Below are 24,030 nucleotides of genomic sequence, written 5' to 3' on the forward strand. Positions count from 1 at the left end.
AGGGTGGTTACGCAACGTGCCAGCGATCACACCGGCAGCCCGGTGACGGCGCGGGTACCGCTCAGTACATTCAGGTAAACCCTCGTTCACTCCTCATCCTCAAGGGGCTGTGCCTCATGTCCGGATCGAACAACACCACCTCAGTGATCGTCGCCGGGGCCCGCACGCCCATGGGGCGGCTGCTCGGCTCGCTGAAGTCCTTCTCGGGTGCCGACCTCGGCGGCTTCGCCATCAAGTCCGCGCTGGACCGGGCCGGGATCTCCGGCGACCAGGTGCAGTACGTGATCATGGGGCAGGTGCTCCAGGCCGGTGCGGGCCAGATCCCCGCCCGCCAGGCCGCCGTCAAGGGCGGTATCCCGATGAACGTGCCCGCCCTGACCATCAACAAGGTGTGCCTCTCCGGGCTGGACGCGATCGCGCTCGCCGACCAGCTGATCCGCGCGGGCGAGTTCGACATCGTGGTCGCCGGCGGCCAGGAGTCCATGACGAACGCCCCGCACCTGCTGCCCAAGTCGCGCGAGGGCTACAAGTACGGCGCCATCGAGGTGCTCGACGCGATGGCCCACGACGGTCTCACCGACGCCTTCGAGAACATCGCGATGGGCGAGTCCACGGAGAAGCACAACACCCGCCTGGGCATCGAGCGCGCCCCGCAGGACGCGTTCGCCGCCGCCTCGCACCAGCGGGCCGCGGCCGCGCAGAAGAACGGCGTCTTCGAGGCGGAGATCACCCCGGTCGAGATCCCGCAGCGCAAGGGCGAGCCGGTGGTCTTCTCGCAGGACGAGGGCATCCGCCCGGAGACCACGGCGGAGTCCCTGGGCAAGCTGCGCCCGGCCTTCGCCAAGGACGGCACGATCACCGCCGGCACCTCGTCGCAGATCAGCGACGGCGCCGCCGCCGTGGTCGTGATGAGCAAGGCGAAGGCCGAGGAGCTGGGCCTGGAATGGCTCGCCGAGATCGGCGCCCACGGCAACGTGGCCGGTCCCGACAACTCCCTCCAGTCGCAGCCGTCGAACGCCATCGCGCACGCCCTGAAGAAGGAGGGCCTGGAGGTTGCCGACCTGGACCTCATCGAGATCAACGAGGCCTTCGCGGCGGTCGCCGTGCAGTCAATGAAGGACCTCGGCGTGACCCCGGAAAAGGTGAACGTCAACGGTGGCGCCATCGCCCTGGGGCACCCGATCGGCATGTCCGGCGCCCGCGTGGTGCTGCACCTGGCGCTGGAGCTCAAGCGCCGTGGCGGCGGGGTCGGCGCGGCCGCGCTGTGCGGTGGCGGCGGCCAGGGCGACGCCCTGATCGTCCGCGTGCCCAAGGCGTAGCGAGAACCCGGCAGCACCCGCCCGTACCCGTACGAGAACCGAGGAGCGCAGCACGTATGACGGCGGTGGACGTCCCCCAGCTGGTGGCCCAGGCACGTGAGGGCCGGCCGAGAGCGGTGGCCCGGCTGATCTCGCTGGTGGAGGGGGCGTCCCCGCAGTTGCGCGAGGTGATGGCGGCGCTGGCCCCGCTCACGGGCAACGCGTACGTGGTGGGGCTGACGGGCTCGCCGGGCGTCGGCAAGTCGACCTCGACCTCGGCGCTCGTGTCGGCGTACCGCAAGGCCGGGAAGCGGGTCGGCGTCCTCGCCGTCGACCCGTCCTCGCCGTTCTCCGGCGGGGCGCTGCTCGGCGACCGGGTGCGGATGTCGGACCACGCCTCCGACCCGGGGGTCTACATCCGCTCGATGGCCACCCGCGGCCATCTGGGCGGTCTCGCCTGGGCGGCCCCGCAGGCCATCCGGGTGCTGGACGCGGCCGGCTGCGAGGTGATCCTGGTCGAGACGGTCGGGGTCGGGCAGTCGGAAGTGGAGATCGCGGCGCAGGCGGACACCTCGGTGGTGCTGCTGGCGCCCGGGATGGGCGACGGGATCCAGGCCGCGAAGGCGGGGATCCTGGAGATCGGCGACGTGTACGTGGTGAACAAGGCCGACCGGGACGGGGCGGACGCCACCGCCCGGGAGCTGAACCACATGCTGGGGCTGGGCGAGTCCCGGGGGGCGGGGGACTGGCGTCCGCCGATCATCAAGACCGTCGCCGCGCGGGCGCAGGGCCTCGACGAACTCGTCGAGGCGCTGGAGAAGCACCGCGCGTGGATGGACGAGCGCGGGGTGCTGGCCGAGCGCCGTACGGCGAGGGCCGCGCGCGAGGTGGAGACGATCGCGGTGACGACCCTGCGCGCCCGGATGGCGGACGTGCACGGGGACGCGCACCTCGGTGCCCTGGCCGCCCGGGTCGCCGCCGGCGAGCTGGACCCGTACGCGGCCGCGGACACGCTCCTGGCGACGCTGACAGAGGCCTGAGCGGCCTGAGCGGCCTGAGCGGCCTGAGCGGCCTGAGCGGCCGCGCGCCGGCCGCATGCGCGAGAGCCGCGCCCCGTTCCTTCCGGGGCGCGGCTCCGCTGCGTCTGCGGGGCGGACCGGTCAGGCGTTGGGACGCTTGCCGTGGTTCGCCTTCTTCTTCTTGCGTGCTCGCTTCTTGTTGCCGCGCTTGGCCATGACGCCACTCCCTCGAAGATCGGGGTAATCCGGGCGCTCGCCAGTCTAGGGGCGGCCGATCCGGTCCGCATCAGATCCCGCGGGGCCGGTGGGTGTCAGTTGTCGTCGCTGTCGTTGTCGTTGTCGTCCGAGTCCGACTGGGACACCGTCGCCTTCCCCGAGGTCGGGTCCACGTGCACGTCGGTGGTCTTGTCGCCGGACTTGACCTCGACGTTCCAGTAACGGGCGCCGTTGTCGTCATCGTCGTCCCATTCCACCGACCAGACCTGGCCGGGGTGGGCGGCGAGGGCCGCCTTCATCGCCTGCTGGGCGGTGACCTTCGCGGTGAGCAGCGCCTTGTTCCCGCCGTTGTCGTCGCCGTCGCCGTCCGCGTTCTCGGTGAACACCTTGCCGGTGCGGGTGTCGACCGTCAGTTCCGCGTGCTTGCCGTTCTTGCCGGTGATGTCGACGTGCCAGACGGCGTCGTCCTTGTCGAGGGACTCCACGACACCGGGGTACTTCTTCAGCGCGGCGGCGACCGCCTGCTCGGCGTTCATGTCGGAGCGGGCCGCCGCGGCCGCGGGGGCGGATCCCGCCGCGTCCGCCGTACTCGCGGCGGCGGCCGCCACCGGGCCCCCGACCATCAGGGCCACGGCCGCGGCCGACGAGACGTACGCCTTGTGCTTGGTGTGCATGGCTGACCTCCTCAGGCCGGCCATGCGCTTACGGTTGCCCGGCGGGCGGCCGGCGAGCGAGCGTTACCGACCACCCATTCTCCGGGCTGCCGTCGGCGACGGCACCCCGGACCGGGGCCGGCCGGCGTCAGGCCTTGCCGCGGTTGCCCCGCAGGTGCTCCGCCACCGGGTGCAGCGACTCGCGCAGCGCTGCCAAGGCCTCGGGCGGCAGCAGGTCGATGAAGTGCCGACGGACGGACGCCACGTGGTGCGGGGCGACCTTGCGCATCGTCTCCATGCCCTCGTCCGTGAGCACCGCGAACAGGCCGCGGCGGTCGGACTCGCAGTTCACGCGGCGGACCAGGCCCGCCGCCTCCATGCGCGTGATCTGGTGGGACAGCCGGCTCTTGGACTGAAGGGTGGCGGTCGCGAGATCGCTCATCCGCATCCGGTGGTCCGGCGACTCCGAGAGGTTCACGAGGATCTCGTAGTCGTTGTTCGTGAGACCGAAGGGCTGGAGGTCCTTTTCCAGCTGGTGCATCAGCAGCCGGCTGACATCCAGGTGGGTGCGCCAGGCGCACTGCTCCGCGTCGGTCAGCCAGCGGGTGCCGCCGGACTCCGTCCGGGGGAGGGCTGCCGTCCCGGTCTCCATGGTCTCCATGAGTGAACTCTACCTAAAAAGTTGAATTACGTACAAAAAATCGGGGCGAATGAACGGGTTACAGTCCGAAGCGGCGCTGGAGATCACCCAGCTGCCCCGGCATCCGCGGCACGCCCAGCTGCCCGAGCGGCCCCTGGCCGGCTCCCGGTACGCCCTGGGCGTTGCCCGTGGCCGCGCCGGCGCCGACCGCGCCGACCGCCTGCTCCGCCATCAGCATCTCCGACGACTGCAGCAGGACGGTGCCCGCCCCCACGAACTCGAACTGGTGCTCCTCGCCCGAGGCGCCGCCGATGCCGGTCAGTGAGCGCAGCCCGCCCATCACGCCCGACATGTAGCCGTGGTCGTAGTGGTGGCACGGCGAGGGGCAGTCCGCCCAGCCCACCAGCGCCTGCGGGTCCACTCGCAGCGGCGGCTCCATGAAGACCACCGGCCCGTTGGACGCCGCCACGAACTTGCCCGTCCCGATCAGCGTGAGGAAGCCCGGGACGATCGACTGCTTCAGGGCGAGCGAGGGCTGGTACGCGAGCAGGTTGCCCGACCGTATCGTCAGGTTGCCGTTGTCCAGGTCGTACGAGTTCACGTCGAAGGCCCGGTCGGCCAGCAGCATCTTGCCCTGGCCCTCGGCCACCACCCAGTCGCCGGCGTGCAGCGGCGAGTGGAAGCTGGTGCGCAGCAGGCGGTCGAAGCGGCCGTTGCCGATGCCGTTGAACTCGATGCTCCCGTAGTACGAGATCATCTTGCCCTTCTGCAGGAACCACTGGCTCCCCTTGAGCTCCACGCAGAAGGTGTACGCGTTCACGTTGTCGTCGGAGGGCAGGGTGTACGGGTCGAAGACCGTCGGGCCGCCGGGTCCGCCGGTCACGGGACCAAAGTTCACAGCTTCTCCTCCGAGGCCTGTACGTACACCGCGCCCTGGCCGGACAGCTCCAGCTGGAACGCCTCGCCCGAGCCGCGCCCCACCATGTCCCGCCAGCCGAGCGCGGTGGAGAGCTTGTTGCGCACGTCCCCGTGGTGGGCGACGTACGCCTGCGGGTCCACGTGGACCGGGCGCTGGGGGGTGATGGGGAGCTCGATGACCCCACCGTGCGCCATCACGGCGACCGAGCCGTGTCCCTTGAGCGTCGTGGTGAACAGCCCCTGGCCGGTCACCTGGCCGCGGACCATGCCCATGACCCCGCCCTGCGAGCCCATGAACATCGTGCCCTGCTGGAGGTTGCCGTCGAAGGCCAGCAGCCGGTCGGCCTCGACGTAGAGCGTCTCGCCGGTCAGGCTGATCACCTGGATGTGGTGGCCGCCGTGGCCGAACATCACGGTGCCGTTGCCCTCGACCGTCATCAGCGGGGTCTGCTCGTTCGCCACCCGGCGCCCGATCATGCCCATCACCCCGCCCTGACCGCCTGTCAGGCTCGGGGTGAAGGAGACCTCGCCGCGGTACGCGAGCATCGCGCCGCGCTGGCTGTACATCCTCTGCCCGGGGATCAGCTGGGCCTCGACCATCTTCGAGTTGATCTCGCGGAACGGCATCAGACGTCGCCCCCGACGGTGTTGCGCTCGCTGGGCTGCACGTACACCAGGCCCTCGCCCTCGAAGCGGATCTGGAAGGACTCGCCGGAGCCCTCGCCGATCAGGGTGCGGAAGTTCACGCCGGACTGGAAGGACTGCTGGAGGTTGCCGGTGTGCGCGATGTAGGCCCCCGGGTCGACGGACAGCGGGTACTGGGCGCTCACGCGCAGCACCACCGCCGGGCCGTCGGACATGATCGCCGCCTGGCCCGAGCCCTCGACGGTGGTGGTGAACAGGCCGTTGCCCGTCGTCGCACCCCGCAGACCGGTGAAGGTCGTGCCGGTGCGCAGCCCCGCGTCGGTGCACAGCAGGTTGCTGGACTCCACGTGGAGCTTCTCGCCGCGCAGATTGACCAGATTGATCTCGCTCGCGCGGTCGGCGAAGAAGCAGGTGCCGTGCCCCTGCACCTCCATCACGGTCATCTGCTCGCCGGTCAGCCGGCGGGTCACCATTCCGCGGAGGCCTTCGCCACCGCCGGTCATCTTCTTGAAGGCCATCTGCCCGTCGTACGCGACCATGGAGCCGTTCTTCGCTTTCACGGCATCCCCGGTCAGGTCGACGGCGAGCACCTTGCTGCCTTGGAGTCGGAACTGAGCCACGGGATGACGTTATCGGCAGCGGGCGGGCACGAACAGGGTCCCGTGGCCGATATACGCCACACCCGGGCGGTAACGGGCGCCGTACGGAGGGCCCGCGCGGGCGTTCCGGAGCCAGCGGCCGGGGGCCCGGGTCAAGATCCCGCAAAGCGGCTGAGACACTGGGACGGCCTCCCCCCGACTCCGTCAGGGGGTGCTCCAGGCCTCCAGACACCCCGAAGGTTCCCCGTGGACATCAAGACCGCCTCCGCCCTGCACCGGCTGCGCCTCATCTCCGTCCCGGAGGCGCTGTCGTTCCCGGCTCTGCTGATCTTCGGCTCGCTGCTGAGCCGGATCTCGGACATCGACTACCTGATGATGCCGCTGGGCATCCTCCACGGCATCCTGTTCGTCATCTACGCGGTCTTCCTGCTGGATGTCTGGAACAAGGCGAAGTGGCCGGTCACGAAGGTCGCCCTGTTCTTCGTGCTGGCGATGCTGCCGTTCGGCGGCCTGTACGGCGACCGGCTGCTCAAGCGGGACGAGGCCGACAGCGTGATCGCGGCCCGCGCGCGTGCGGCGGCCGAAGCGTGATCGTCGCGTTCTCCGTGACCCCGCTGGGAGTCGGCGAAGAGGTCGGGGAGTACGTCGCCGACGCGGTGCGCGTGGTCCGCGAGTCGGGCCTGCCCAACCGCACCGACGCCATGTTCACCACCGTGGAAGGTGAGTGGGACGAGGTCATGGACGTGGTCCGGCGCGCCGTGGCCGCCGTGGAGGCGCGGGCGCCGAGGGTCTCGTTCATCCTGAAGGCCGACATCCGGCCCGGTGTCTGCGACGGGATGACCTCGAAGGTCGAGACGGTGGAACGCCACCTCGCCGGGGGCTGACCCGCCCGCCGCAGTACTCCCGGAGCGCCTCCGGCCGTGCAGGCCGGGGGCGCTTTCGCGTACGCGGGCTCGGACACCGGCGGCGCCGCACGCGGCCGGCCCCCTCGCGAGAGCCCCCGCGATGGGCCCCGGGCGTGAGCCCCGCCACCGGGGAGAACTCCTCGAAGCCCGGCCCGCCTTGCGCACGCCGGCGGCCGGGCACGGCGATCGCCGACACCTCCGCCGGCGCCACGACCCGGCGCGGCCCCCCGCCCAGGTGCGGTGACGCCCCGGGCTCCGCCACCGTGCCGGTCAGGGGGCCGGGTCGCCCGTCGTGAGGGCGATGGCCAGCGGGGTGCGCTCGTAGAGGACCTGGTGGCCGTGGCGGGCGGAGACGAGCAGGCCCGCCGCGTGCAGGACGGTCAGGTGCGCCGAGACGGTGGAGGGGGCCAGCCCGAGTCGGTGGGACAGCGCCGTGGTGGAGGCCGGTTCGTGCAGTGCGCACAGCACGTCGGCCCGGGCCCGGCCCAGCAGACGGGCCAGCGCGTGCGGGGTCGGACCCGCCCGGGCGGTCCAGAGCGCGCCGACGCCCCGCGCCGGATACACGAGCGTCGGCTGCCACGGCGGGTCGTAGCCGCCGACCACCTCCGGCCAGACGAAGGCGCTCGGCATCAGCAGCAGCCCCTGCCCGTCCAGGGCGCGGTCGTGGTGCGCGGGCCGCTCGATGGTCAGCGTCGCCGTCTCCTCGTACCACCGCAGGTCCGGGTGGAGCCCGTCGAACAGGGCCCGGAGGCCGCCCGCCGCGAGGCGCCGCGAGTGGAAGACGATGTCCGCCTCCAGCAGCGCGCGCAGCCGCGGCCAGTGCGGGGCGACCAGCGCGTCCCAGGCCCGCTCGGTGAGATCGGCCAGCTCCCGTACCGCTCGCGCCGGATCCGCGAGCATCCGCCGCCCGATGTCGCTCTCCACGGCGCCCGGGGTGCACACCAGGGAGAGCCGCAGGTCCTCGCGCGCCGCCTCCGGATCGGCGGCGCGCACCCGCGCCAGCTCCTCGTCGAAGGTGACGGAGGGCCCCAGCGGCGACGGGCTGAGGAAGTCCGGATGGTGCCCGGCCCGCGGCATCAGCAGCCACAGCGGACGCAGGTCCAGCCCCTCGGCGGCCGCCCGGACCTGCCGCAGCCACGGCAGATGGTAGGTCTGCCGGTGCGGCCGCAGCAGGGTCCGCACCGCCTCCTGCGTCTCCCAGCGCGGCGACACGGCGAAGCGGCACCGCAACAGGTCGGCGGGCCCGAACCGGTAGTGGAACCCCATCGCGCCCCCTCCTCGGCCCCCTGCGCGCCGGCTCGGCCACCTGCGCGCGCGGAGATTCGTGCCCGGACGAATCTCTACGGGGCCCACGGTATCCGCCGCGAAGCTGCCGGGCATGTCAGCCGACACCTCCCCCTCCACCGGCTACCGGGCCGTCTTCCGTACCGGTGAGTTCCGCGCCGTCTTCGCCGCGCACCTGCTCTCCGTGCTCGGCGTGGTCGTCGCCGAGATCTCCCTCACCGTCCTCGTCTACCGCGCCACCGGCTCGCCCCTGTTGAGCGCGCTCACCTTCGCCCTCGGCTTCCTCCCCTACGTCCTCGGCGGCACCCTGCTCGCCGGGACCGCCGACCGCCGTCCCGCCCGGCGGGTGCTCGTCGGCTGCGACCTCGCGTGCGCGGCCTGCGCCGCCGCCATGGCCCTGCCGGGCACCCCCGTCGCGCTGCTCCTCGTACTGCGCTGCGCGATGGCGTTCGTGGCGCCGCTGTTCCAGGGCGCCCGCGCCGCCTCCCTCGCCGACATCCTCGGTGCCGGCGACGCCTTCGTCCTCGGCCGCTCGCTGCTGCGCATGGTGGCCCAGAGCGCCCAGCTCATCGGCTTCGGCCTCGGCGGGCTGCTGCTCACCGTCCTCGCGCCGCGCGGGGCCATCGCCCTGACCGCCGCCGGGTTCCTGGGCTCCGCACTCCTGCTGGGCCTCGGCACGCGCGGCCGCCCCGCCCGCGGGGGCTCGCGCGAATCCCCGCTGCGCGGGCTGCGCGCCGTCCTGGGGGACCGCCGGATCCGGGCCCTCACCCTGTTGTTCTGGCTGCCGCCCGTCTTCGTCGTCGTACCGGAGGCCCTGCTCGCCCCGTACGCCGCCGGGCTCGCCGCCGGGACCGGGGTGCTCGGGCTAATGATGTGCGCGATGCCCGTCGGCACCATCGTCGGTGAACTGTGGGCCGGCTCCGCGCTCACCGCCCGAACGCGTTCCCGGATCACGGGCCCGCTCGTGGCCGCCGGACTGCTGCCGCTCCTCCTGTACGGGTTCCGGCCCGGCGTGCCGCTGGCGCTCACCGCGCTGCTGCTCGCCGGCCTGGCCCACGCCTACACCCTCGGCCTGGACCAGTGGTACCTCGACGCCGTCCCCGAGGAGCTGCGCGGCCGCGCGATGACCCTGCTCAGCACCGGTCTGATGACCCTCCAGGGCGTGGGCATGGCCCTGGCCGGCCTCGCAGCCGAGTTCTTCCCGGTGCACGAGGTCGTCACCGCCTCCGGAGTGCTCGGCACGGCCGTCGTCCTGCTGCTGCTCGCCGAACTCCGCGCCTGCGCCCCGGAGCGCGAGCGGCCGAGGAGTGAGACGGGACTCGCCGCCAAATGACCGCCCGGTAGGGTCTGACGCGTGTCCAAGCCGCTCAGCCTTCCCTTCGATCCCATCGCCCGCGCCGACGAGCTCTGGCAGCAGCGCTGGGGGCCCGTGCCCTCGATGGCCGCCATCACCTCGATCATGCGGGCGCACCAGATCCTGCTCGGCGAGGTCGACGCGGTGGTCAAGCCGTACGGTCTGACCTTCGCGCGGTACGAGGCGCTGGTGCTGCTCACCTTCTCCAAGGCCGGCGAACTGCCGATGTCGAAGATCGGCGAGCGGCTGATGGTCCACCCCACGTCGGTGACGAACACCGTCGACCGGCTGGTGCGGTCCGGGCTCGTCGACAAGCGGCCCAACCCGAACGACGGCCGCGGCACCCTCGCCTCCATCACGGACAAGGGCCGTGAGGTCGTCGAGGCAGCCACCCGGGACCTGATGGAGATCGACTTCGGGCTCGGCGCGTACGACGCCGAGGAGTGCGCGGAGATCTTCGCGCTGCTGCGTCCGCTGCGGGTCGCCAGCGGGGACTTCGAGGAGAAGTAAGCCCCCGTCAAGATCGAGCAAAACGGACGGTTAGGCTCAGTGGCATGAAGAAGAGCGTGCTGACCCGCTACCGGGTGATGGCCTTTGCCACTGCCGTGATGCTGCTGGTGCTGTGCACCTGCATGATTTTCAAGTACGGCTTCGACAAGGGCGCCGATCTGACGTTCGTGGTGTCCCAGGCCCACGGCGTGCTCTTCATGATCTACCTGGTCTTCGCCTTCGACCTGAGCTCGAAGGCCCGCTGGCCCTTCGGCAAGATGCTCTGGGTCATGCTCAGCGGCACCATCCCGCTGGCCGCGTTCTTCGTCGAGCGCAAGGTCCGCGCTGAGGTCGAGCCGCTGGTCAGCGACGGTCTCGCGACCGCCGAGGCCTGATCGTCACACACCCCCGGGGCATCTCCCGGGGGTTTGCCATCGACATTTACTAGGACGTCCTAGTAAATTCGTGGGTATGGACGCAGACGCCATCGAGGAAGGCCGCCTTCGCTGGCAGGCCCGTTACGACAAGGCCCGCAAGCGCGAGGCCGACTTCACCACGCTCTCCGGCGATGCCGTCGAACCGGTCTACGGGCCCCGGCCCGGCGACGCGTACGAGGGATTCGAGCGCATCGGCTGGCCGGGCGAGTACCCGTACACCCGAGGCCTGCACGCCACCGGGTACCGCGGCCGGACCTGGACCATCCGCCAGTTCGCCGGCTTCGGCAACGCCGAGCAGACCAACGAGCGCTACAAGATGATCCTGGCCGCCGGCGGCGGCGGGCTCTCCGTCGCCTTCGACATGCCCACCCTCATGGGGCGGGACTCCGACGACCCCCGCGCCCTCGGCGAGGTCGGCCACTGCGGGGTCGCCATCGACTCCGCCGCCGACATGGAGATCCTCTTCAAGGACATCCCGCTCGGTGACGTCACCACCTCGATGACCATCTCGGGCCCCGCCGTGCCCGCCTTCTGCATGTACCTGGTCGCCGCCGAGCGGCAGGGCGTGGACCCCGCCTCCCTCAACGGCACGCTCCAGACCGACATCTTCAAGGAGTACATCGCCCAGAAGGAGTGGCTCTTCGAGCCCGAGCCGCACCTGCGGCTCATCGGCGACCTCATGGAGTACTGCGCGAAGGGCATCCCGGCCTACAAGCCGCTGTCCGTCTCCGGCTACCACATCCGCGAGGCCGGAGCCACGGCCGCGCAGGAGCTCGCGTACACCCTCGCCGACGGATTCGGCTACGTGGAGCTCGGACTGTCCCGCGGCATGGACGTGGACCACTTCGCGCCCGGCCTGTCCTTCTTCTTCGACGCGCACCTCGACTTCTTCGAGGAGATCGCCAAGTTCCGCGCCGCCCGCCGGATCTGGGCCCGCTGGATGAAGGAGGTCTACGGCGCGAAGAGCGACAAGTCCATGTGGCTGCGCTTCCACACCCAGACCGCCGGGGTCTCCCTCACCGCGCAGCAGCCGTACAACAACGTCGTGCGCACCGCCGTCGAGGCCCTCGCGGCCGTCCTCGGCGGCACCAACTCCCTGCACACCAACGCCCTCGACGAGACCCTCGCCCTGCCGAGCGAGCAGGCGGCCGAAATCGCCCTGCGCACCCAGCAGGTGCTGATGGAGGAGACCGGCGTCGCCAACGTGGCGGACCCGCTCGGCGGCTCCTGGTTCGTGGAGCAGCTCACCGACCGCATCGAGGCCGAGGCCGAGAAGATCTTCGACCAGATCAAGGAGCGCGGCCTGCGCGCCCACCCCGACGGGCAGCACCCGATCGGGCCGATCACCTCGGGCATCCTGCGCGGCATCGAGGACGGCTGGTTCACCGGGGAGATCGCCGAGTCGGCCTTCCAGTACCAGCGGGCGCTGGAGAAGGGCGACAAGCGGGTCGTCGGCGTCAACGTCCACCACGGGTCGGTCACCGGGGACCTGGAGATCCTGCGGGTCAGCCACGAGGTGGAGAAGGTCCAGGTGCGGGAGCTGGCCGAGCGCAAGGGCCGGCGCGACGACGCCAAGGTGTCCGGTGCGCTGGCCGCGATGCTGGAGGCCGCCCGGGACGGGTCGAACATGATCCCGGCCATGCTGGACGCGGTGCGGGCCGAGGCCACGCTGGGCGAGATCTGCAACGTGCTCCGCGAGGAGTGGGGCACCTACACCGAGCCGCCCGGCTTCTGACCCCCCGCCGGCTGGAACGGCCGGTCGTGGCGCCCCACGGTGGCGGCATGACCGGCCTTCCCGCTGTTTCGGTCCACCGCGCCGTGCCCGGCGTGAGCGTCCGTGTGGCGATGCAGACCGGCTGCGGACCGTACGCGTACATCGTCGCCGACGTCGAACCGCCCGGCCCCGGCGGCGAGTCGGAGTTCCTGCACACCGTGCCGGAGGAGCGGCTGCCGCACGCGTTCCCGCCCGCCGTGTGGGAGGGCATCGGGGAAGGGCCCGACGGGGTGGCGGCCACCGTGCTGCTCACCGACGGGGGCTTCCACGAGGTCGACTCCAGGGACCACGGCTACCGGCCGGCCGGCCGGGAGGCGGGCCGCGCCGCCCTCGCGGCCGTCGGGCCGGGACCCGCGCCGCGGGACCAGGGCCGGCAGATCCGGGTGAACTGGCCCGGAAAGCCACGGCCGAAGCCCGGGGAGGGCACCGGGCGCCGCCCCGTCAGGGCTGGGCAGGGCCCCGGAGGCCGTGCATCAGGAGCGCCGTGAAGGTGGACACCCAGAGCCCGTCCACCGGTTCGGAGCTCACCAGTGCGCGGTGCACCACCGTGCCCGCGATCACGTCGAAGATCAGGTCGGTGGTGCGGCCCGCGACCGACTCGTCCTCCTCGTAGGGGAGTTCCCCGCGCGCCTGGGCCCGCTCGCGACCCAGTACGACAAGACGTTTCTGTCGGTCCACGATCGCCGACCGGATCCGGTCGCGCAGGGCCTCGTCCCGGGTGGACTCGGCGACCACCGCCATCAGGGCCGTACGGGCCTCCGGGCGCCGCAGCAGCTCCGCGAACTGCAGGACCACGTGCTCGACGTCGGCTTCGAGGGAGCCGCGGTCGGGGAGCTCCAGCGCGTCGAAGAGTTCCGCGACCGCGTCCACGACCAGCTCGTTCTTGCCCGCCCAGCGCCGGTAGAGGGTGGTCTTGGCCACGCCGGCCCGGGCCGAGACGTCGCCCATCGTCAGCTTCGACCAGCCCAGGTCCACCAGCGCGTCCCGCGTCGCGGCGAGGATGGCGGCGTCCGCGGCGGCGCTGCGGGGGCGGCCGGTCCGGCCAGGGCTGGGGTTGCGCATGGCCGAGACCATACCCGTCGGTAGCCTATTGGGCCGCTGTGGTTCAGATCACGGGGCGCCACGGCGCCCGGAGGAGTTACGCTACGGCTCGTAGCGTAAGAGCGACAACCACGCGAAGGGCTACTGGCGCCAGGTGGGGACCCGGCGCCGCAACGGTTCGACCGTCGCGACGAGGCAATTCTCGCGATCTTTTTCGTCGGCGCGCGCACACGGGGGAGGATGTACGCATGCAGCCCAGAAACATGTCCATGAGCGGCGTCGTCGACCTCGCCGCGGTGAAGGCGGCCGGCGAGGCCAAGGCCAAGGCCGAGCAGGCCCGCGCCGAATCGGCACGGCAGGCGGCGCAGGGCGGCGGGGCCGGCCCGGCCGCCGGCGCAGTACCGCCGTCCGCGCTCGTCATCGACGTAGACGAGGCCGGCTTCGAACGCGATGTGCTCCAGCTCTCCGCAGAGGTCCCGGTCGTCCTGGACTTCTGGGCGGAGTGGTGCGAGCCGTGCAAGCAGCTCAGCCCGCTCCTGGAGCGCCTGACCGTCGAGGCGAACGGCCGCCTCGTCCTGGCCAAGGTCGACGTGGACGCCAACCAGATGCTGATGCAGCAGTTCGGCATCCAGGGCATCCCGGCCGTCTTCGCCGTGGTCGCGGGCCAGGTGCTGCCGCTGTTCCAGGGCGTCGCCCCCGAGCAGCAGATCCGCGAGACCCTCGCCCAGCTGGTCCAGGTCGCCGAGGAGCGCTTCGGGATCATCGGCATCGAGGTGGACCCGGACGCCGAGGGTGCGGCCCCGGCCGCCCGGGCCGAGGTTCCGGCCGGCCCGTACGACGCCCTGCTCGAAGCGGCCGTCGCCGCGCTGGACGCCGGGGACCTGGGCGGCGCGGTGCAGGCGTACAAGAACGTCCTGTCCGACGACCCGGGCAACACCGAGGCCAAGCTGGGCCTGGCCCAGGCCGAACTCCTCGTCCGCGTCCAGGACATGAACCCGCAGGCGGTGCGCACCACGGCCGCCGAGAACCCGCGCGACCCGGCGGCGCAGATCGCCGCGGCCGACCTCGATCTGGTCGGCGGGCACGTGGAGGACGCCTTCGGGCGCCTGGTGGACACCGTGCGCGTGACGTTCGGTGAGGACCGGGACGCCGTACGGCTGCGTCTGCTGGAGCTGTTCGAGGTCATCGGCGCGGACGACCCGCGCGTGTCGGCGGCGCGTACGGCGCTGGCGCGGGTGCTGTTCTAGGAGGCTCCGGAAACGGCTCCAGGAGCGGGGTCGAGAGGCGCCGCGAAGGCCGGTGGACCACCGGCGATTTGTTGACACGGAGATAAACAGCGGCCGCACTTTGCCAAAACTTGGCAATCGCGGCCGCTGTTACTCGCAGTAAGCCGAACCCCGTGAACTGTCCGGTGTGTTCACTCTTCCCCCGTTCTGTCGTGGCCCTCGGTGACACCCTGTGTTGCTGCCCGACAACAGGAGGCAGTACCCCGGTTATCTGGCCGTTACCCGCCAGTAACGAACCCCCTTGTGCCCCGGCCGGTAATGGACCACGATCGGCGACGCTCGGTCCTTCCCGCAGAGCCGCTCATCCGGAGCCGCGGTGGAGGGTCCCCACCGAGCCGGCCTGTGGCAGTGGCACCGGCCGTGGGACAGGGGGGTCTCTGCCACACGGCAGGGCCTGTCCTCCAGGTTGCGCGAACGCGTGGCCCAGTGGTTGTCGCTCGGGGGTGATCGCCGGTGTACGGGACGTGGCGCAGCCGCGGCCGGACCGCCGGCGCTCCTTCCCGAGGACGTAGCACTTCTCCCATCCCAGGACGGGCACGGCCCGGACCGGAGATGTACGTCCGAGAAGGAGGAACGAAAATGAGTTCTCAGGTTCGTGGCGGGACCAGATGGAAGCGCTTCGCGCTCGTCATGGTGCCGAGCATCGCGGCCACGGCCGCGGTCGGTGTGGGTCTGGCGCAGGGTGCCCTCGCGGCGTCCTTCAGCGTCTCCGGCCAGGACTTCAAGGTCTCGGCCGACAAGCTCGACGGTGACAACCTCATCCAGTACGGCGGCATTGCCGAGGGTCACGACCTCAAGGGCAACGCGCAGCACCACCCGGTCACCATCTCCGGGTTCAGCCACGCCGAGATCACCAACATGTGCCAGTCGCTGGTGACCCCGACGCCGCTGGGCAACATCACGCTGCAGCTGCGTACGGGCCACAAGGGCAAGCCGGCCGTCGCCGACAACATCTACCTGGATGTTGCCGAGCTCGACACCGACGCCGAGTTCAAGAACCTCGACATCGGTGTCGCCGTTGGCGACGCGAGCCACAAGACCAAGCCGCAGGCCGGCACGGTCGCCAGCCCGTACGCGTTCTCGCAGCGTGCGGACAAGGCGATCCTGACCAACGTGCGCCAGAAGGCGTGGGCGACGACGGCGGGCACCTTCAAGCTGCCCGACCTCAAGCTGCGCCTCATGGGCGGCGACCAGCCGTGCTACCAGGACGAGAAGTAACCCGTCCCGGCGAGTGACCGGAGGGGCGGTCGGCGGCGCGAGTCGCCGACCGCCCCGTCCGGGCTCCACAGAGTTCTCAAGTACCACCGTTTCCAGGGAGCTGTTGTCCATGAACCCCCAGGCCCCGGTTTACGTTCGCGCCGAAGACGACGCCTGGCTCACCGCGGTGTACTACCGCTTCCACGCGTGGAGCGGCCGCCGTCCGTTCTGGGCCGGGCTGTTCACGTTCCTCGGCGGCTTCCCGATCGCGTACTTCCCGTACGCGGACCTCCGGCTGGGCAACGTCAGTCTGGCGATGGCCACCACGGGTGGCGCCGGCGCCCTGATCATCGGCGTACTGCTGATCACGCTGGGCCTCGCCCTCTGGTTCCAGCAGGCCATCCGCGTCTTCGCCGGTGTCGCCGCGATCCTGCTCGCCCTGGTCTCGCTCCCGGTGTCCAACCTCGGCGGCTTCTTCATGGGCTTCATCCTCTCCATGCTCGGCGGCGCCCTCGCCCTGTCGTGGGCCCCCGGTGAGCCGGTGGAAGAGGTCCCGGCCGACCGGCGGCCCGCAGTGGTGGACATGGGCAAGGCGGAGTCGGCGGTGGGCCCCCAGGGCTTCCCCGGTCCCCGTGAGACGGAAACGGCACACGCGAGCGAGACGACTGCCCACGCCGATGGCGGGAGGAACAGTGCGGGGTGACGAGACGCAGCGGGGCGTGGCCCCAGGCGCAGAGTCCCGCGAGATCAAGGGGCCGCGGCATGCGGCGCCCAGGAAATCGCTGCTGAACAAGCTCCAGATACCCGTCGGAAAGACGATGGCGCTGGCGGCCATGCCGACGGCCGTGTTCGTCGGGATGGGCATGGCGCCCAAGCTGGCCGTGGCCGACGAGAAGGACATCCCCTTCGCGCCCGGCCCGTGTGTCACGCGGTCCGACGAGCCCACCGAGTCCGCGTCCCCGACGCCCACGGCGTCGCCTTCGCCGAGCGCGTCGGCCACCGCGAGCCCCTCGCCGTCCGCGTCGGGTTCCGCGAAGCCGAAACCGAGCACCTCCCCGTCCCCGTCGGCGACCAAGCCCGCGGCGGACAAGCAGGCCGACGCCCCGGCGCCGAAGACGACCCCGTCCGCGACCCCGTCGCCGACCAAGACCACGAACCCGCTGGACCCGCTGGGTCTCGGCGACGCGCTCAAGGGTCTGGTCGACGAGCTCGGCAACCCCCTCAAGGACGCGAAGGCGACGGCGACCCCGACGCCCGCGCCCTCCACGACCGCTCCGCAGACGCCCGCCCCGGCCCCGACCACGACCCCGGACCCGGCGGCGGACGCGATCCGCGACGCGGCGAAGAACGCCGGCGTCGACGTCGAGGAGCTGTCCGACGAGGTCAAGGACACCGCCAAGACCCCGAAGGACGAGACGGGCGAGGGCAAGGCCGACGACGACAAGACCACGTCGGACGAGACGAAGGACCCGGACGGGAAGGAACCCTTCCCCTGCCCGACCTACGACGCCAAGGCGCTGGCCGACGCCGAGCTGGAGCAGGGCGTCCCGCTCCTGCCGGACGAGCCCTGGTACCTCGACAGCTCCCTGCTGACCCTCTACGGCCTGGACTACCACGGCATCGTGGAGGTGAAGACGGCCGGCGGCAAGACCAAGAAGGTCCTGAAGTTCACCGCGGACTCGCTGGACATCAAGGACCTGTACCAGACGGTCGGCAAGGAGGGGAACGTCGCCCACCTGAAGTCCCGTCCGGGCTCCACGTCCAAGATCCGCGGCGGCACGGTGACGATGTACACCGAGAGCCTCAAGGGCAACCTCTTCGGCCTGATCCCGATCGAGTTCACCCCGAACAGCCCGCCGCCGCTGAACGTCCCGTTCGCGTTCTTCACGGACGTGAAGGTCGTCCAGGCCGGCCAGTTCGGCGGCACCCTCACCGTCCCGGGCCTGAAGAACTACATCGGCCCGCCGGAGTAGTCCGCAGGACCCGCACGAGAAAACACCGAGGGCGGCACCCCGGATCCCTGTCGGGATCGGGGTGCCGCCCTCGGTCTCTGTGCGGCAGAGTTCGATCGGCGGGTGCCGGGTCAGGCGCGCGCGTCGCCGCCCAGGTGGTGGACCCGGACCATGTTGGTGGTGCCCGGGACGCCGGGGGGCGAGCCGGCGGTGATGATCATGGTGTCGCCCTGGTTGTAGCGGCCCAGCTTGAGCAGCTCGCCGTCCACCAGGTCGACCATCGCGTCGGTGTTGTTCACGTGCGGCACGACGTACGCGTCGACGCCCCAGCTCAGCGTGAGCTGGTTGCGGGTGTTGGTGTCGGTGGTGAAGGCCAGGATCGGCTGGGTCACGCGGTAGCGCGACAGCCGGCGGGCCGTGTCACCGGACTGGGTGAAGGCGATGAGCGCCTTGCCGTCGAGGAAGTCCGCGATCTCGCAGGCCGCGCGGGCGACGGAGCCGCCCTGGGTACGGGGCTTCTTGCCCGGGACCAGCGGCTGGAGGCCCTTGGACAGGAGCTCCTCCTCGGCCGCCGTGACGATCTTCGACATCGTCTTGACGGTCTCGATCGGGTACGCGCCCACCGAGGACTCGGCCGACAGCATGACCGCGTCCGCGCCGTCGAGGATCGCGTTGGCGACGTCGGACGCCTCCGCACGCGTCGGGCGGGAGTTGGTGATCATCGACTCCATCATCTGGGTCGCGACGATCACCGGCTTGGCGTTGCGGCGGCACATCTCGATGAGCCGCTTCTGGACCATCGGGACCTTTTCGAGCGGGTACTCGACGGCCAGGTCACCGCGGGCCACCATCACGGCGTCGAAGGCGGCGACGACCGCCGCCATGTTCTCGACGGCCTGCGGCTTCTCCACCTTGGCGATGACGGGGACCCGGCGGCCCTCCTCGTCCATGACCTTGTGGACGTCCTTGACGTCGTTGGCGTCGCGGACGAAGGACAGGGCGACCATGTCGCAGCCCATCCGCAGGGCGAAGCGGAGGTCGTCGACGTCCTTCTCCGACAGGGCGGGGACGTTGACGGCGGCACCCGGCAGGTTGATGCCCTTGTGGTCCGAGATGACACCGCCCTCGATGACGATGGTCCTGACCTGCGGGCCTTCGACCTCGGTCACGCGGAGCTCGACGTTGCCGTCGTTGATCAGGATCTGGTCGCCCTTGGAGACGTCACCCGGCAGACCCTTGTAGGTGGTGCCGCAGATGGACTTGTCACCCGGGACGTCGTCGGTGGTGATGGTGAACTCGTCACCGCGCACCAGCTCGACGGGACCCTCGGCGAAGGTCTCCAGACGGATCTTCGGACCCTGGAGGTCGGCGAGGACGCCGACCGCACGCCCGGTGTCCTCGGAGACCTTCCGGACGCGGTCGTACCGCTCCTGGTGTTCTGCCTGGGATCCGTGGCTGAAGTTGAATCGGGCCACGTTCATACCTGCCTCGATGAGCGCTTTCAGCTGCTCATACGAGTCGACGGCGGGGCCCAGCGTGCAGACGATTTTGGAACGGCGCATGGAGCGGATCCTATCGGTTTGTTTCGTAGCGGAATATTCCGTCTGGCGGAAAGTCCAAGTGACTAGCGGGTAACCAGCGCGTACGCCTGGGTGGCGATCTCCAGTTCCTCATCCGTCGGGACCACGGCGACGGCCACCCGGGCACGGTCCGCCGAGACCAGCCGCGGCTCGGGCGAGCGCACCGCGTTGGCCTCCCGGTCCAGCACCAGGCCCAGCTCGGCCAGGCCGTCCACCGCAGCTTCCCGGACCTGGTGGGCGTTCTCGCCCACCCCGGCCGTGAACGTCACCGCGTCCACCCGGCCGAGCACCGCCGAGTAGGCGCCGATGTACTTCTTCAGGCGGTGGACGTACGCCGCGAAGGCGGTGCTCGCCGCCTCGTCGCCCTCGCCCGCCCGCCGCAGCACCTCGCGCATGTCGTTGTCGCCGCACATGCCCAGCAGACCGCTCTTCTTGTTCAGGAGCGAATCGATCTCATCCACCGAGAGGCCGCCCACCCGTGCCAGGTGGAAGACGACCGCCGGATCCAGGTCACCTGAACGGGTACCCATGACCAGACCCTCCAGCGGGGTCAGGCCCATGGACGTCTCCACGCACACCCCGCCGCGGACGGCCGAGGCCGAGGCGCCGTTGCCCAGGTGCAGCACGATCACGTTCACGTCCTCCACCGGCCGGCCCAGCAGCGCGGCCGTCGCCCGCGAGACGTAGGCGTGGGAGGTGCCGTGGAAGCCGTACCGCCGGATGGCGTACTTGTCGGCCGTCGCGGCGTCGATCGCGTACCGCGCCACGTACTCCGGCATCGTGGAGTGGAAGGCCGTGTCGAAGACGGCCACCTGCGGGACGTCCGCGCGCAGCCCGCGCGCCACCTCTATGCCCGTCACGTTCGCCGGGTTGTGCAGCGGGGCCAGCGGGATCAGGCTGCGGATCTCCGCCAGCACCTCGTCGTCGATGACGGTCGGCTGCGTGAACCTCGTCCCGCCGTGCACCACCCGGTGTCCCACCGCGGCCAGTTCGGGGGAGTCCAGGCCCGTCCCGTCGGCGGCCAGCTCCGCGGCGACGGCCTCGAGCGCCGCCTCGTGGTCGGCGATCCGGCCGAGCCTCTCCCGCGTCCCGCCCGCGGCGCCCGGCCCCGCCAGCGGCTCGTGCACGAGCCGGGAGGTCTCCTCCCCGATGCGCTCCACCAGGCCGACGGCGAGCCGGGAGCGGTCCGCCATGTCGAGGAGCTGGTACTTGACCGACGAGGAGCCGGAGTTGAGGACGAGTACGCGCGATGCGGTCACGGTGGAGGTCTTTCCTTCTCGCAGACGGTGGTGGGAGGGGTCAGGCGGTGGGTGCGGCTGCGGCTGAGGGTGCGCCCTGTGCCTGGATCGCGGTGATGGCCACCGTGGTGACGATGTCCTGGACGAGCGCGCCGCGCGAGAGGTCGTTGACCGGCTTGCGCAGCCCCTGGAGCACCGGGCCGACCGCCACGGCGCCGGCCGAGCGCTGCACGGCCTTGTACGTGTTGTTGCCGGTGTTGAGGTCGGGGAAGATCAGCACGCTCGCGCGGCCCGCCACCTCGGACCCGGGCAGCTTCGTCGCGGCGACCGAGGGCTCCACGGCCGCGTCGTACTGGATCGGGCCCTCGACGGCCAGGTCGGGGCGCAGCTCGCGGACGAGCTCGGTGGCCTTGCGGACCTTCTCCACGTCCGCCCCGCTGCCCGAGGTGCCGGTCGAGTACGAGAGCATCGCGATGCGCGGCTCGACACCGAAGGCCGCGGCGGTGGCGGCCGACTGGACGGCGATGTCGGCGAGCTGCTCGGCGTCGGGGTCGGGATTGACGGCGCAGTCGCCGTAGACGAGGACCCGGTCGGCCAGGCACATGAAGAAGACCGAGGAGACGATGGACGCTTCCGGCTTCGTCTTGATGATCTCGAAGGCGGGGCGGATGGTCGCCGCGGTGGAATGGACCGCGCCGGACACCATGCCGTCGGCCAGGCCCTCCTGGACCATCAGGGTGCCGAAGTAATTGGCGTCGGTGACGACGTCGTTGGCCAGCTCGACGGTCATGCCCTTGTGGGCGCGGGCCTTGGCGTAGTAGTCGGCGAACCGTTCCCGCAGCGGGGAGGTGGCCGGGTCGATGAGCTGCGCGGCCGAGATGTCGATACCGAGGTCGGCGGCCTTCTTCAGGATCGCCGACTCCTCGCCCAGCAGCGTCAGGTCGCAGACCCCCCGGCGCAGCACCACGTCCGCGGCGCGCAGCACGCGCTCCTCGGTGCCCTCGGGCAGTACCACGCGGCGGCGCTCGGAGCGGGCCCGCTCCAGCAGCTCGTGCTCGAACATCATCGGCGTGACGCGCTCCGAACGGGCCACCGACAGCAGGTCGCGCAGCTCGCCGGTGTCCACGTGCCGCTCGAAGAGGCCGAGCGCGGTCTCCAGCTTGCGCGGGGTCGCGGAGTTCAAGCGGCTCTGCAGCGCGAAGAGTTCGGCGGCGGTCGGGAAGCTGTTGCCGGCGACGGACACCACGGGCGTGCCCGGAGCGAGCTTCGAGGCGAGCGTCAGGATGTCCGGGCCCGGGCGCTCGTTCAGGGTGAGCAGCACACCGGCGATCGGCGGGGTGCCCGAGGTGTGCGCGGCCAGCGCGCCGATGACCAGGTCGGAGCGGTCCCCGGGGGTGACGACCAGGCAGCCGGGGGTCAGGGCGTTCAGGAAGTTCGGCAGCATGGCACCGCCGAAGACGAAGTCCAGCGCGTCGCGGGCCAGCCCCGCCTCGTCGCCCAGGAGCACCTCGCCGCCGAGCGCGCGGGTGATCTCGGCGACCGTCGGGGCGGACAGCGACTTGTCGTCCGGCAGTACGTAACAGGGCACGGGGAGCCGGGCGGCCAGCCGCTCGGCTATGAGGTCGCGGTCCTCGGCGGCCACCCGGTTGACCACCATCGCCACGACGTGGCAGCCCAGGCCCTCGTAGGCGCGGTAGGCGTTGCGGACCTCGGCGCGCACGGCCTCCGCGGGGTGCTTGGTGCCGCCCACGACGGGAACGACGACCGCGCCCAGTTCGTTGGCGAGGCGGGCGTTGAGCGCGAGTTCGTCGGGGAGGTTGGTGTCGGCGTAGTCGGTTCCGAGGACCAGCATGACCTCGTAGCCGCGGGCCACCCGGTGGTAGCGGTCGACCAGCCGGGAGACCAGCTCGTCGGTGCCCTTCTCGGCGAGGATCGCCGAGGCCTCGTCGTACTCCATGCCGTAGGCGGTCGCCGCGTCCTGGTCGATCCGGTAGCGGGCCTTGAGCAGATCGAAGAGCCGGTCCGGTCCGTCGTGGAGCAACGGGCGGTAGACGCCGACCCGGCCCGTCTGCCGGGTCAGGAGCTCCATGATCCCCAGCTCCACGACCTGTCGGCCGTCCCCCCGCTCGATGCCGGTCACATACACGCTGCGCGTCACGCCTGCTCTCCATCCCTTGCTGTGAATGTCTGTTTAGTCTGGCTTGACCTCTTGACAATACCTCTGCCGCTGGATAAGACGCCCCCCGGGAAAAGGCCAGGCCGGACGGGCCGAGAGGCCTGGAGGGCGGAGCAGCAGAACACGCGCCGCACCCCGGGCCCGTGGAACAATCGGACAGGCTTCACCATTACGCCCTTCATATGTACGGCAGGAGACACAGCACGATGCGTATCGGAGTTCTCACCGCGGGCGGCGACTGTCCGGGCCTCAACGCTGTCATCCGGTCGGTCGTACACCGGGCCATGGTCGGGCACGGGGACGAGGTGATCGGTTTCGAGGACGGTTTCAAGGGCCTCCTCGACGGACACTTCCGCCCGCTCGACATCAATGCGGTCAGTGGCATTCTGGCGCGCGGCGGCACGATCCTCGGTTCGGCCCGCATGGAGCGCGCACGTCTGCACGAGGCCGCCGAGAACGCGCAGGAACTGGCGACGCGGTACGGCATCGACGCCCTCATCCCGATCGGCGGCGAGGGCACCCTGACCGCCGCCCGGATGCTGTCGGACGCCGGGATGCCGGTCGTCGGCGTACCGAAGACCATCGACAACGACATCTCCTCCACCGACCGGACCTTCGGCTTCGACACCGCCGTCATGGTCGCCACCGAGGCCATCGACCGGCTGAAGACCACCGCCGAATCGCACCAGCGCGTCATGGTCGTCGAGGTCATGGGCCGCCACGCGGGCTGGATCGCCCTGGAGTCCGGCATGGCCGGCGGCGCCCACGGGATCTGCCTGCCGGAGCGCCCGTTCGAGGTGGACGCCCTGGTGAAGATGGTGGAGGAACGGTTCGCCCGCGGCAAGAAGTTCGCCGTCGTCTGCATCGCCGAGGGCGCGCACCCGGCCGAGGGTTCCATGCCGTACGAGAAGGGTGCGATCGACCAGTACGGCCACGAGCGCTTCGCCGGCATCGGCAACCGCCTCGCGGTCGAGCTGGAGCGGCGCCTGGGCAAGGAGGCCCGCCCGGTCATCCTCGGCCACGTCCAGCGCGGAGGCACCCCCACCGCGTACGACCGCGTGCTCGCGACGCGCTTCGGCTGGCACGCCGTCGAGGCCGTGCACCGCGGCGACTTCGGCAACATGACCGCCCTGCGCGGCACGGACATCGTGATGGCCCCGCTGGCCTCGGCCGTCACCGAGCTCAAGACCGTCCCCGTGAACCGCATGTACGAGGCCGAGTCGGTGTTCTGAGCACCCCGGCGGCCAGGACCTTCGAGCCGCGAGGCCCCGGAGCCCGGCGCTCCGGGGCCTCGCCGTGCCCCGGACCCCGCAGGCCGGTGGTTAAGAT

The 24,030-nt window shown here is 71.1% G+C and carries 25 protein-coding genes; 14 read left to right on the top strand and 11 right to left on the bottom strand.

From position 1 onward, the window contains the following. Window positions 1-116: 116 nt before the first annotated feature. Complete coding sequence (locus tag ACFCZ1_RS13855) at window positions 117-1,319, top strand: acetyl-CoA C-acetyltransferase (RefSeq protein ID WP_376678585.1); 1,203 nt, start codon at window positions 117-119, stop codon at window positions 1,317-1,319. Between the two features lie 56 nt (window positions 1,320-1,375). After that, the gene (gene meaB, locus ACFCZ1_RS13860) at window positions 1,376-2,338 is read left to right on the top strand and encodes a methylmalonyl Co-A mutase-associated GTPase MeaB (RefSeq protein WP_376678586.1); all 963 of its coding nucleotides are present in this window, start codon (window positions 1,376-1,378) and stop codon (window positions 2,336-2,338) included. Window positions 2,339-2,458: 120 nt separating this feature from the next. Here the strand turns inward: meaB and ACFCZ1_RS13865 are convergent, their stop codons facing one another. The 6 genes from ACFCZ1_RS13865 to ACFCZ1_RS13890 all read right to left on the bottom strand — a co-directional run bounded on the left by ACFCZ1_RS13865 (window position 2,459) and on the right by ACFCZ1_RS13890 (window position 6,009). Further along, a complete protein-coding gene (locus ACFCZ1_RS13865) occupies window positions 2,459-2,533 on the bottom strand; it encodes a 50S ribosomal protein bL37 (RefSeq protein WP_099895366.1) in 75 nt (24 codons plus the stop codon). A 95-nt stretch (window positions 2,534-2,628) separates the two neighbouring features. Further along, window positions 2,629-3,207: a PepSY domain-containing protein gene (locus ACFCZ1_RS13870; RefSeq protein ID WP_376678587.1), complete on the bottom strand. Its 579-nt coding sequence runs from the start codon at window positions 3,205-3,207 to the stop codon at window positions 2,629-2,631. Window positions 3,208-3,334: 127 nt separating this feature from the next. After that, entirely contained in the window at window positions 3,335-3,838 is a 504-nt protein-coding gene (locus ACFCZ1_RS13875) for a MarR family winged helix-turn-helix transcriptional regulator (protein ID WP_376678665.1), read from the bottom strand. 67 nt (window positions 3,839-3,905) lie between these two features. Further along, entirely contained in the window at window positions 3,906-4,709 is an 804-nt protein-coding gene (locus ACFCZ1_RS13880; RefSeq protein ID WP_376678666.1) for an AIM24 family protein, read from the bottom strand. An 11-nt stretch (window positions 4,710-4,720) separates the two neighbouring features. Further along, on the bottom strand, window positions 4,721-5,371 hold the full coding sequence (locus ACFCZ1_RS13885) for an AIM24 family protein (RefSeq protein WP_376678588.1): 651 nt from the start codon (window positions 5,369-5,371) through the stop codon (window positions 4,721-4,723). Further along, window positions 5,371-6,009 carry an AIM24 family protein gene (locus ACFCZ1_RS13890; RefSeq protein ID WP_376678589.1) on the bottom strand — a complete coding sequence of 213 codons (639 nt, stop codon included), beginning with the start codon at window positions 6,007-6,009 and terminating at the stop codon, window positions 5,371-5,373. The genes ACFCZ1_RS13885 and ACFCZ1_RS13890 overlap by 1 nt, the downstream gene beginning before the upstream one ends. Before the next feature lie 225 nt (window positions 6,010-6,234). Here ACFCZ1_RS13890 and ACFCZ1_RS13895 point away from each other — a divergent pair, with 225 nt between their 5' ends. Both ACFCZ1_RS13895 and ACFCZ1_RS13900 read left to right on the top strand, forming a co-directional pair. Then, window positions 6,235-6,579 carry a DUF3817 domain-containing protein gene (locus tag ACFCZ1_RS13895; protein WP_376678590.1) on the top strand — a complete coding sequence of 115 codons (345 nt, stop codon included), beginning with the start codon at window positions 6,235-6,237 and terminating at the stop codon, window positions 6,577-6,579. Next, on the top strand, window positions 6,576-6,872 hold the full coding sequence (locus ACFCZ1_RS13900; RefSeq protein WP_362402941.1) for an MTH1187 family thiamine-binding protein: 297 nt from the start codon (window positions 6,576-6,578) through the stop codon (window positions 6,870-6,872). The genes ACFCZ1_RS13895 and ACFCZ1_RS13900 overlap by 4 nt, the downstream gene beginning before the upstream one ends. A 291-nt stretch (window positions 6,873-7,163) precedes the next feature. Here the strand turns inward: ACFCZ1_RS13900 and ACFCZ1_RS13905 are convergent, their stop codons facing one another. Continuing rightward, window positions 7,164-8,159: a DUF5937 family protein gene (locus ACFCZ1_RS13905; protein ID WP_376678591.1), complete on the bottom strand. Its 996-nt coding sequence runs from the start codon at window positions 8,157-8,159 to the stop codon at window positions 7,164-7,166. 112 nt (window positions 8,160-8,271) lie between these two features. Between ACFCZ1_RS13905 and ACFCZ1_RS13910 the strand changes: the two genes are divergently transcribed. The 5 genes from ACFCZ1_RS13910 to ACFCZ1_RS13930 all read left to right on the top strand — a co-directional run bounded on the left by ACFCZ1_RS13910 (window position 8,272) and on the right by ACFCZ1_RS13930 (window position 12,719). After that, the gene (locus ACFCZ1_RS13910; RefSeq protein ID WP_376678592.1) at window positions 8,272-9,510 is read left to right on the top strand and encodes an MFS transporter; all 1,239 of its coding nucleotides are present in this window, start codon (window positions 8,272-8,274) and stop codon (window positions 9,508-9,510) included. Window positions 9,511-9,531: 21 nt separating this feature from the next. Next, a complete protein-coding gene (locus tag ACFCZ1_RS13915) occupies window positions 9,532-10,041 on the top strand; it encodes a MarR family winged helix-turn-helix transcriptional regulator (RefSeq protein ID WP_376678593.1) in 510 nt (169 codons plus the stop codon). Between the two features lie 44 nt (window positions 10,042-10,085). Then, window positions 10,086-10,415, top strand: coding sequence for a DUF3817 domain-containing protein (locus ACFCZ1_RS13920; RefSeq protein ID WP_376678594.1), 330 nt, complete (start codon window positions 10,086-10,088; stop codon window positions 10,413-10,415). A gap of 76 nt (window positions 10,416-10,491) precedes the next feature. After that, complete coding sequence (locus tag ACFCZ1_RS13925) at window positions 10,492-12,192, top strand: methylmalonyl-CoA mutase (protein ID WP_376678595.1); 1,701 nt, start codon at window positions 10,492-10,494, stop codon at window positions 12,190-12,192. Window positions 12,193-12,239: 47 nt separating this feature from the next. Continuing rightward, window positions 12,240-12,719: a hypothetical protein gene (locus ACFCZ1_RS13930; RefSeq protein WP_376678596.1), complete on the top strand. Its 480-nt coding sequence runs from the start codon at window positions 12,240-12,242 to the stop codon at window positions 12,717-12,719. Here ACFCZ1_RS13930 and ACFCZ1_RS13935 read toward each other — a convergent pair. Continuing rightward, on the bottom strand, window positions 12,673-13,293 hold the full coding sequence (locus ACFCZ1_RS13935; RefSeq protein WP_376678597.1) for a TetR/AcrR family transcriptional regulator: 621 nt from the start codon (window positions 13,291-13,293) through the stop codon (window positions 12,673-12,675). The two genes, ACFCZ1_RS13930 and ACFCZ1_RS13935, sit on opposite strands and share 47 nt — an antisense overlap. A 227-nt stretch (window positions 13,294-13,520) precedes the next feature. Between ACFCZ1_RS13935 and ACFCZ1_RS13940 the strand changes: the two genes are divergently transcribed. The 4 genes from ACFCZ1_RS13940 to ACFCZ1_RS13955 all read left to right on the top strand — a co-directional run bounded on the left by ACFCZ1_RS13940 (window position 13,521) and on the right by ACFCZ1_RS13955 (window position 17,728). After that, entirely contained in the window at window positions 13,521-14,519 is a 999-nt protein-coding gene (locus ACFCZ1_RS13940; protein ID WP_376678598.1) for a tetratricopeptide repeat protein, read from the top strand. Window positions 14,520-15,137: 618 nt separating this feature from the next. After that, the gene (locus ACFCZ1_RS13945; protein ID WP_376678599.1) at window positions 15,138-15,776 is read left to right on the top strand and encodes a DUF6230 family protein; all 639 of its coding nucleotides are present in this window, start codon (window positions 15,138-15,140) and stop codon (window positions 15,774-15,776) included. Window positions 15,777-15,885: 109 nt separating this feature from the next. Then, window positions 15,886-16,458, top strand: coding sequence for a DUF6114 domain-containing protein (locus ACFCZ1_RS13950; protein ID WP_376678600.1), 573 nt, complete (start codon window positions 15,886-15,888; stop codon window positions 16,456-16,458). After that, window positions 16,448-17,728 carry a hypothetical protein gene (locus ACFCZ1_RS13955; protein ID WP_376678601.1) on the top strand — a complete coding sequence of 427 codons (1,281 nt, stop codon included), beginning with the start codon at window positions 16,448-16,450 and terminating at the stop codon, window positions 17,726-17,728. Before ACFCZ1_RS13950 ends, ACFCZ1_RS13955 begins: the two co-directional genes overlap by 11 nt. Window positions 17,729-17,838: 110 nt before the next feature. Here ACFCZ1_RS13955 and pyk read toward each other — a convergent pair whose 3' ends face one another. The 3 genes from pyk to pta form a co-directional block, all read right to left on the bottom strand. After that, window positions 17,839-19,269, bottom strand: coding sequence for a pyruvate kinase (pyk, locus tag ACFCZ1_RS13960; protein ID WP_376678602.1), 1,431 nt, complete (start codon window positions 19,267-19,269; stop codon window positions 17,839-17,841). 62 nt (window positions 19,270-19,331) lie between these two features. Further along, window positions 19,332-20,546, bottom strand: a complete 1,215-nt coding sequence (locus ACFCZ1_RS13965; protein ID WP_376678603.1) for an acetate kinase — start codon at window positions 20,544-20,546, stop codon at window positions 19,332-19,334. 40 nt (window positions 20,547-20,586) lie between these two features. Continuing rightward, on the bottom strand, window positions 20,587-22,683 hold the full coding sequence (pta, locus tag ACFCZ1_RS13970) for a phosphate acetyltransferase (RefSeq protein ID WP_376678604.1): 2,097 nt from the start codon (window positions 22,681-22,683) through the stop codon (window positions 20,587-20,589). A gap of 224 nt (window positions 22,684-22,907) precedes the next feature. Here pta and ACFCZ1_RS13975 point away from each other — a divergent pair, with 224 nt between their 5' ends. Then, a complete protein-coding gene (locus tag ACFCZ1_RS13975) occupies window positions 22,908-23,933 on the top strand; it encodes an ATP-dependent 6-phosphofructokinase (RefSeq protein ID WP_376678605.1) in 1,026 nt (341 codons plus the stop codon). Window positions 23,934-24,030 lie beyond the last annotated feature (97 nt).

This window comes from Streptomyces sp. NPDC056224 (assembly GCF_042267665.1).
Taxonomy (GTDB): domain Bacteria; phylum Actinomycetota; class Actinomycetes; order Streptomycetales; family Streptomycetaceae; genus Streptomyces.

What these genes read in the sequence shown, in the direction of transcription:
- ACFCZ1_RS13855 (WP_376678585.1), top strand. Translation starts at nt 117, where the DNA reads ATGTCCGGATCGAACAACACCACCTCAGTGATCGTCGCCGGGGCCCGC.
- meaB (WP_376678586.1), top strand. Translation starts at nt 1,376, where the DNA reads ATGACGGCGGTGGACGTCCCCCAGCTGGTGGCCCAGGCACGTGAGGGC.
- ACFCZ1_RS13870 (WP_376678587.1), bottom strand. Translation starts at nt 3,207, where the DNA reads ATGCACACCAAGCACAAGGCGTACGTCTCGTCGGCCGCGGCCGTGGCC.
- ACFCZ1_RS13875 (WP_376678665.1), bottom strand. Translation starts at nt 3,838, where the DNA reads ATGGAGACCGGGACGGCAGCCCTCCCCCGGACGGAGTCCGGCGGCACC.
- ACFCZ1_RS13885 (WP_376678588.1), bottom strand. Translation starts at nt 5,371, where the DNA reads ATGCCGTTCCGCGAGATCAACTCGAAGATGGTCGAGGCCCAGCTGATC.
- ACFCZ1_RS13905 (WP_376678591.1), bottom strand. Translation starts at nt 8,159, where the DNA reads ATGGGGTTCCACTACCGGTTCGGGCCCGCCGACCTGTTGCGGTGCCGC.
- ACFCZ1_RS13910 (WP_376678592.1), top strand. Translation starts at nt 8,272, where the DNA reads ATGTCAGCCGACACCTCCCCCTCCACCGGCTACCGGGCCGTCTTCCGT.
- ACFCZ1_RS13920 (WP_376678594.1), top strand. Translation starts at nt 10,086, where the DNA reads ATGAAGAAGAGCGTGCTGACCCGCTACCGGGTGATGGCCTTTGCCACT.
- ACFCZ1_RS13925 (WP_376678595.1), top strand. Translation starts at nt 10,492, where the DNA reads ATGGACGCAGACGCCATCGAGGAAGGCCGCCTTCGCTGGCAGGCCCGT.
- ACFCZ1_RS13930 (WP_376678596.1), top strand. Translation starts at nt 12,240, where the DNA reads ATGACCGGCCTTCCCGCTGTTTCGGTCCACCGCGCCGTGCCCGGCGTG.
- ACFCZ1_RS13935 (WP_376678597.1), bottom strand. Translation starts at nt 13,293, where the DNA reads ATGCGCAACCCCAGCCCTGGCCGGACCGGCCGCCCCCGCAGCGCCGCC.
- ACFCZ1_RS13940 (WP_376678598.1), top strand. Translation starts at nt 13,521, where the DNA reads ATGCAGCCCAGAAACATGTCCATGAGCGGCGTCGTCGACCTCGCCGCG.
- ACFCZ1_RS13945 (WP_376678599.1), top strand. Translation starts at nt 15,138, where the DNA reads ATGAGTTCTCAGGTTCGTGGCGGGACCAGATGGAAGCGCTTCGCGCTC.
- ACFCZ1_RS13950 (WP_376678600.1), top strand. Translation starts at nt 15,886, where the DNA reads ATGAACCCCCAGGCCCCGGTTTACGTTCGCGCCGAAGACGACGCCTGG.
- pyk (WP_376678602.1), bottom strand. Translation starts at nt 19,269, where the DNA reads ATGCGCCGTTCCAAAATCGTCTGCACGCTGGGCCCCGCCGTCGACTCG.
- ACFCZ1_RS13975 (WP_376678605.1), top strand. Translation starts at nt 22,908, where the DNA reads ATGCGTATCGGAGTTCTCACCGCGGGCGGCGACTGTCCGGGCCTCAAC.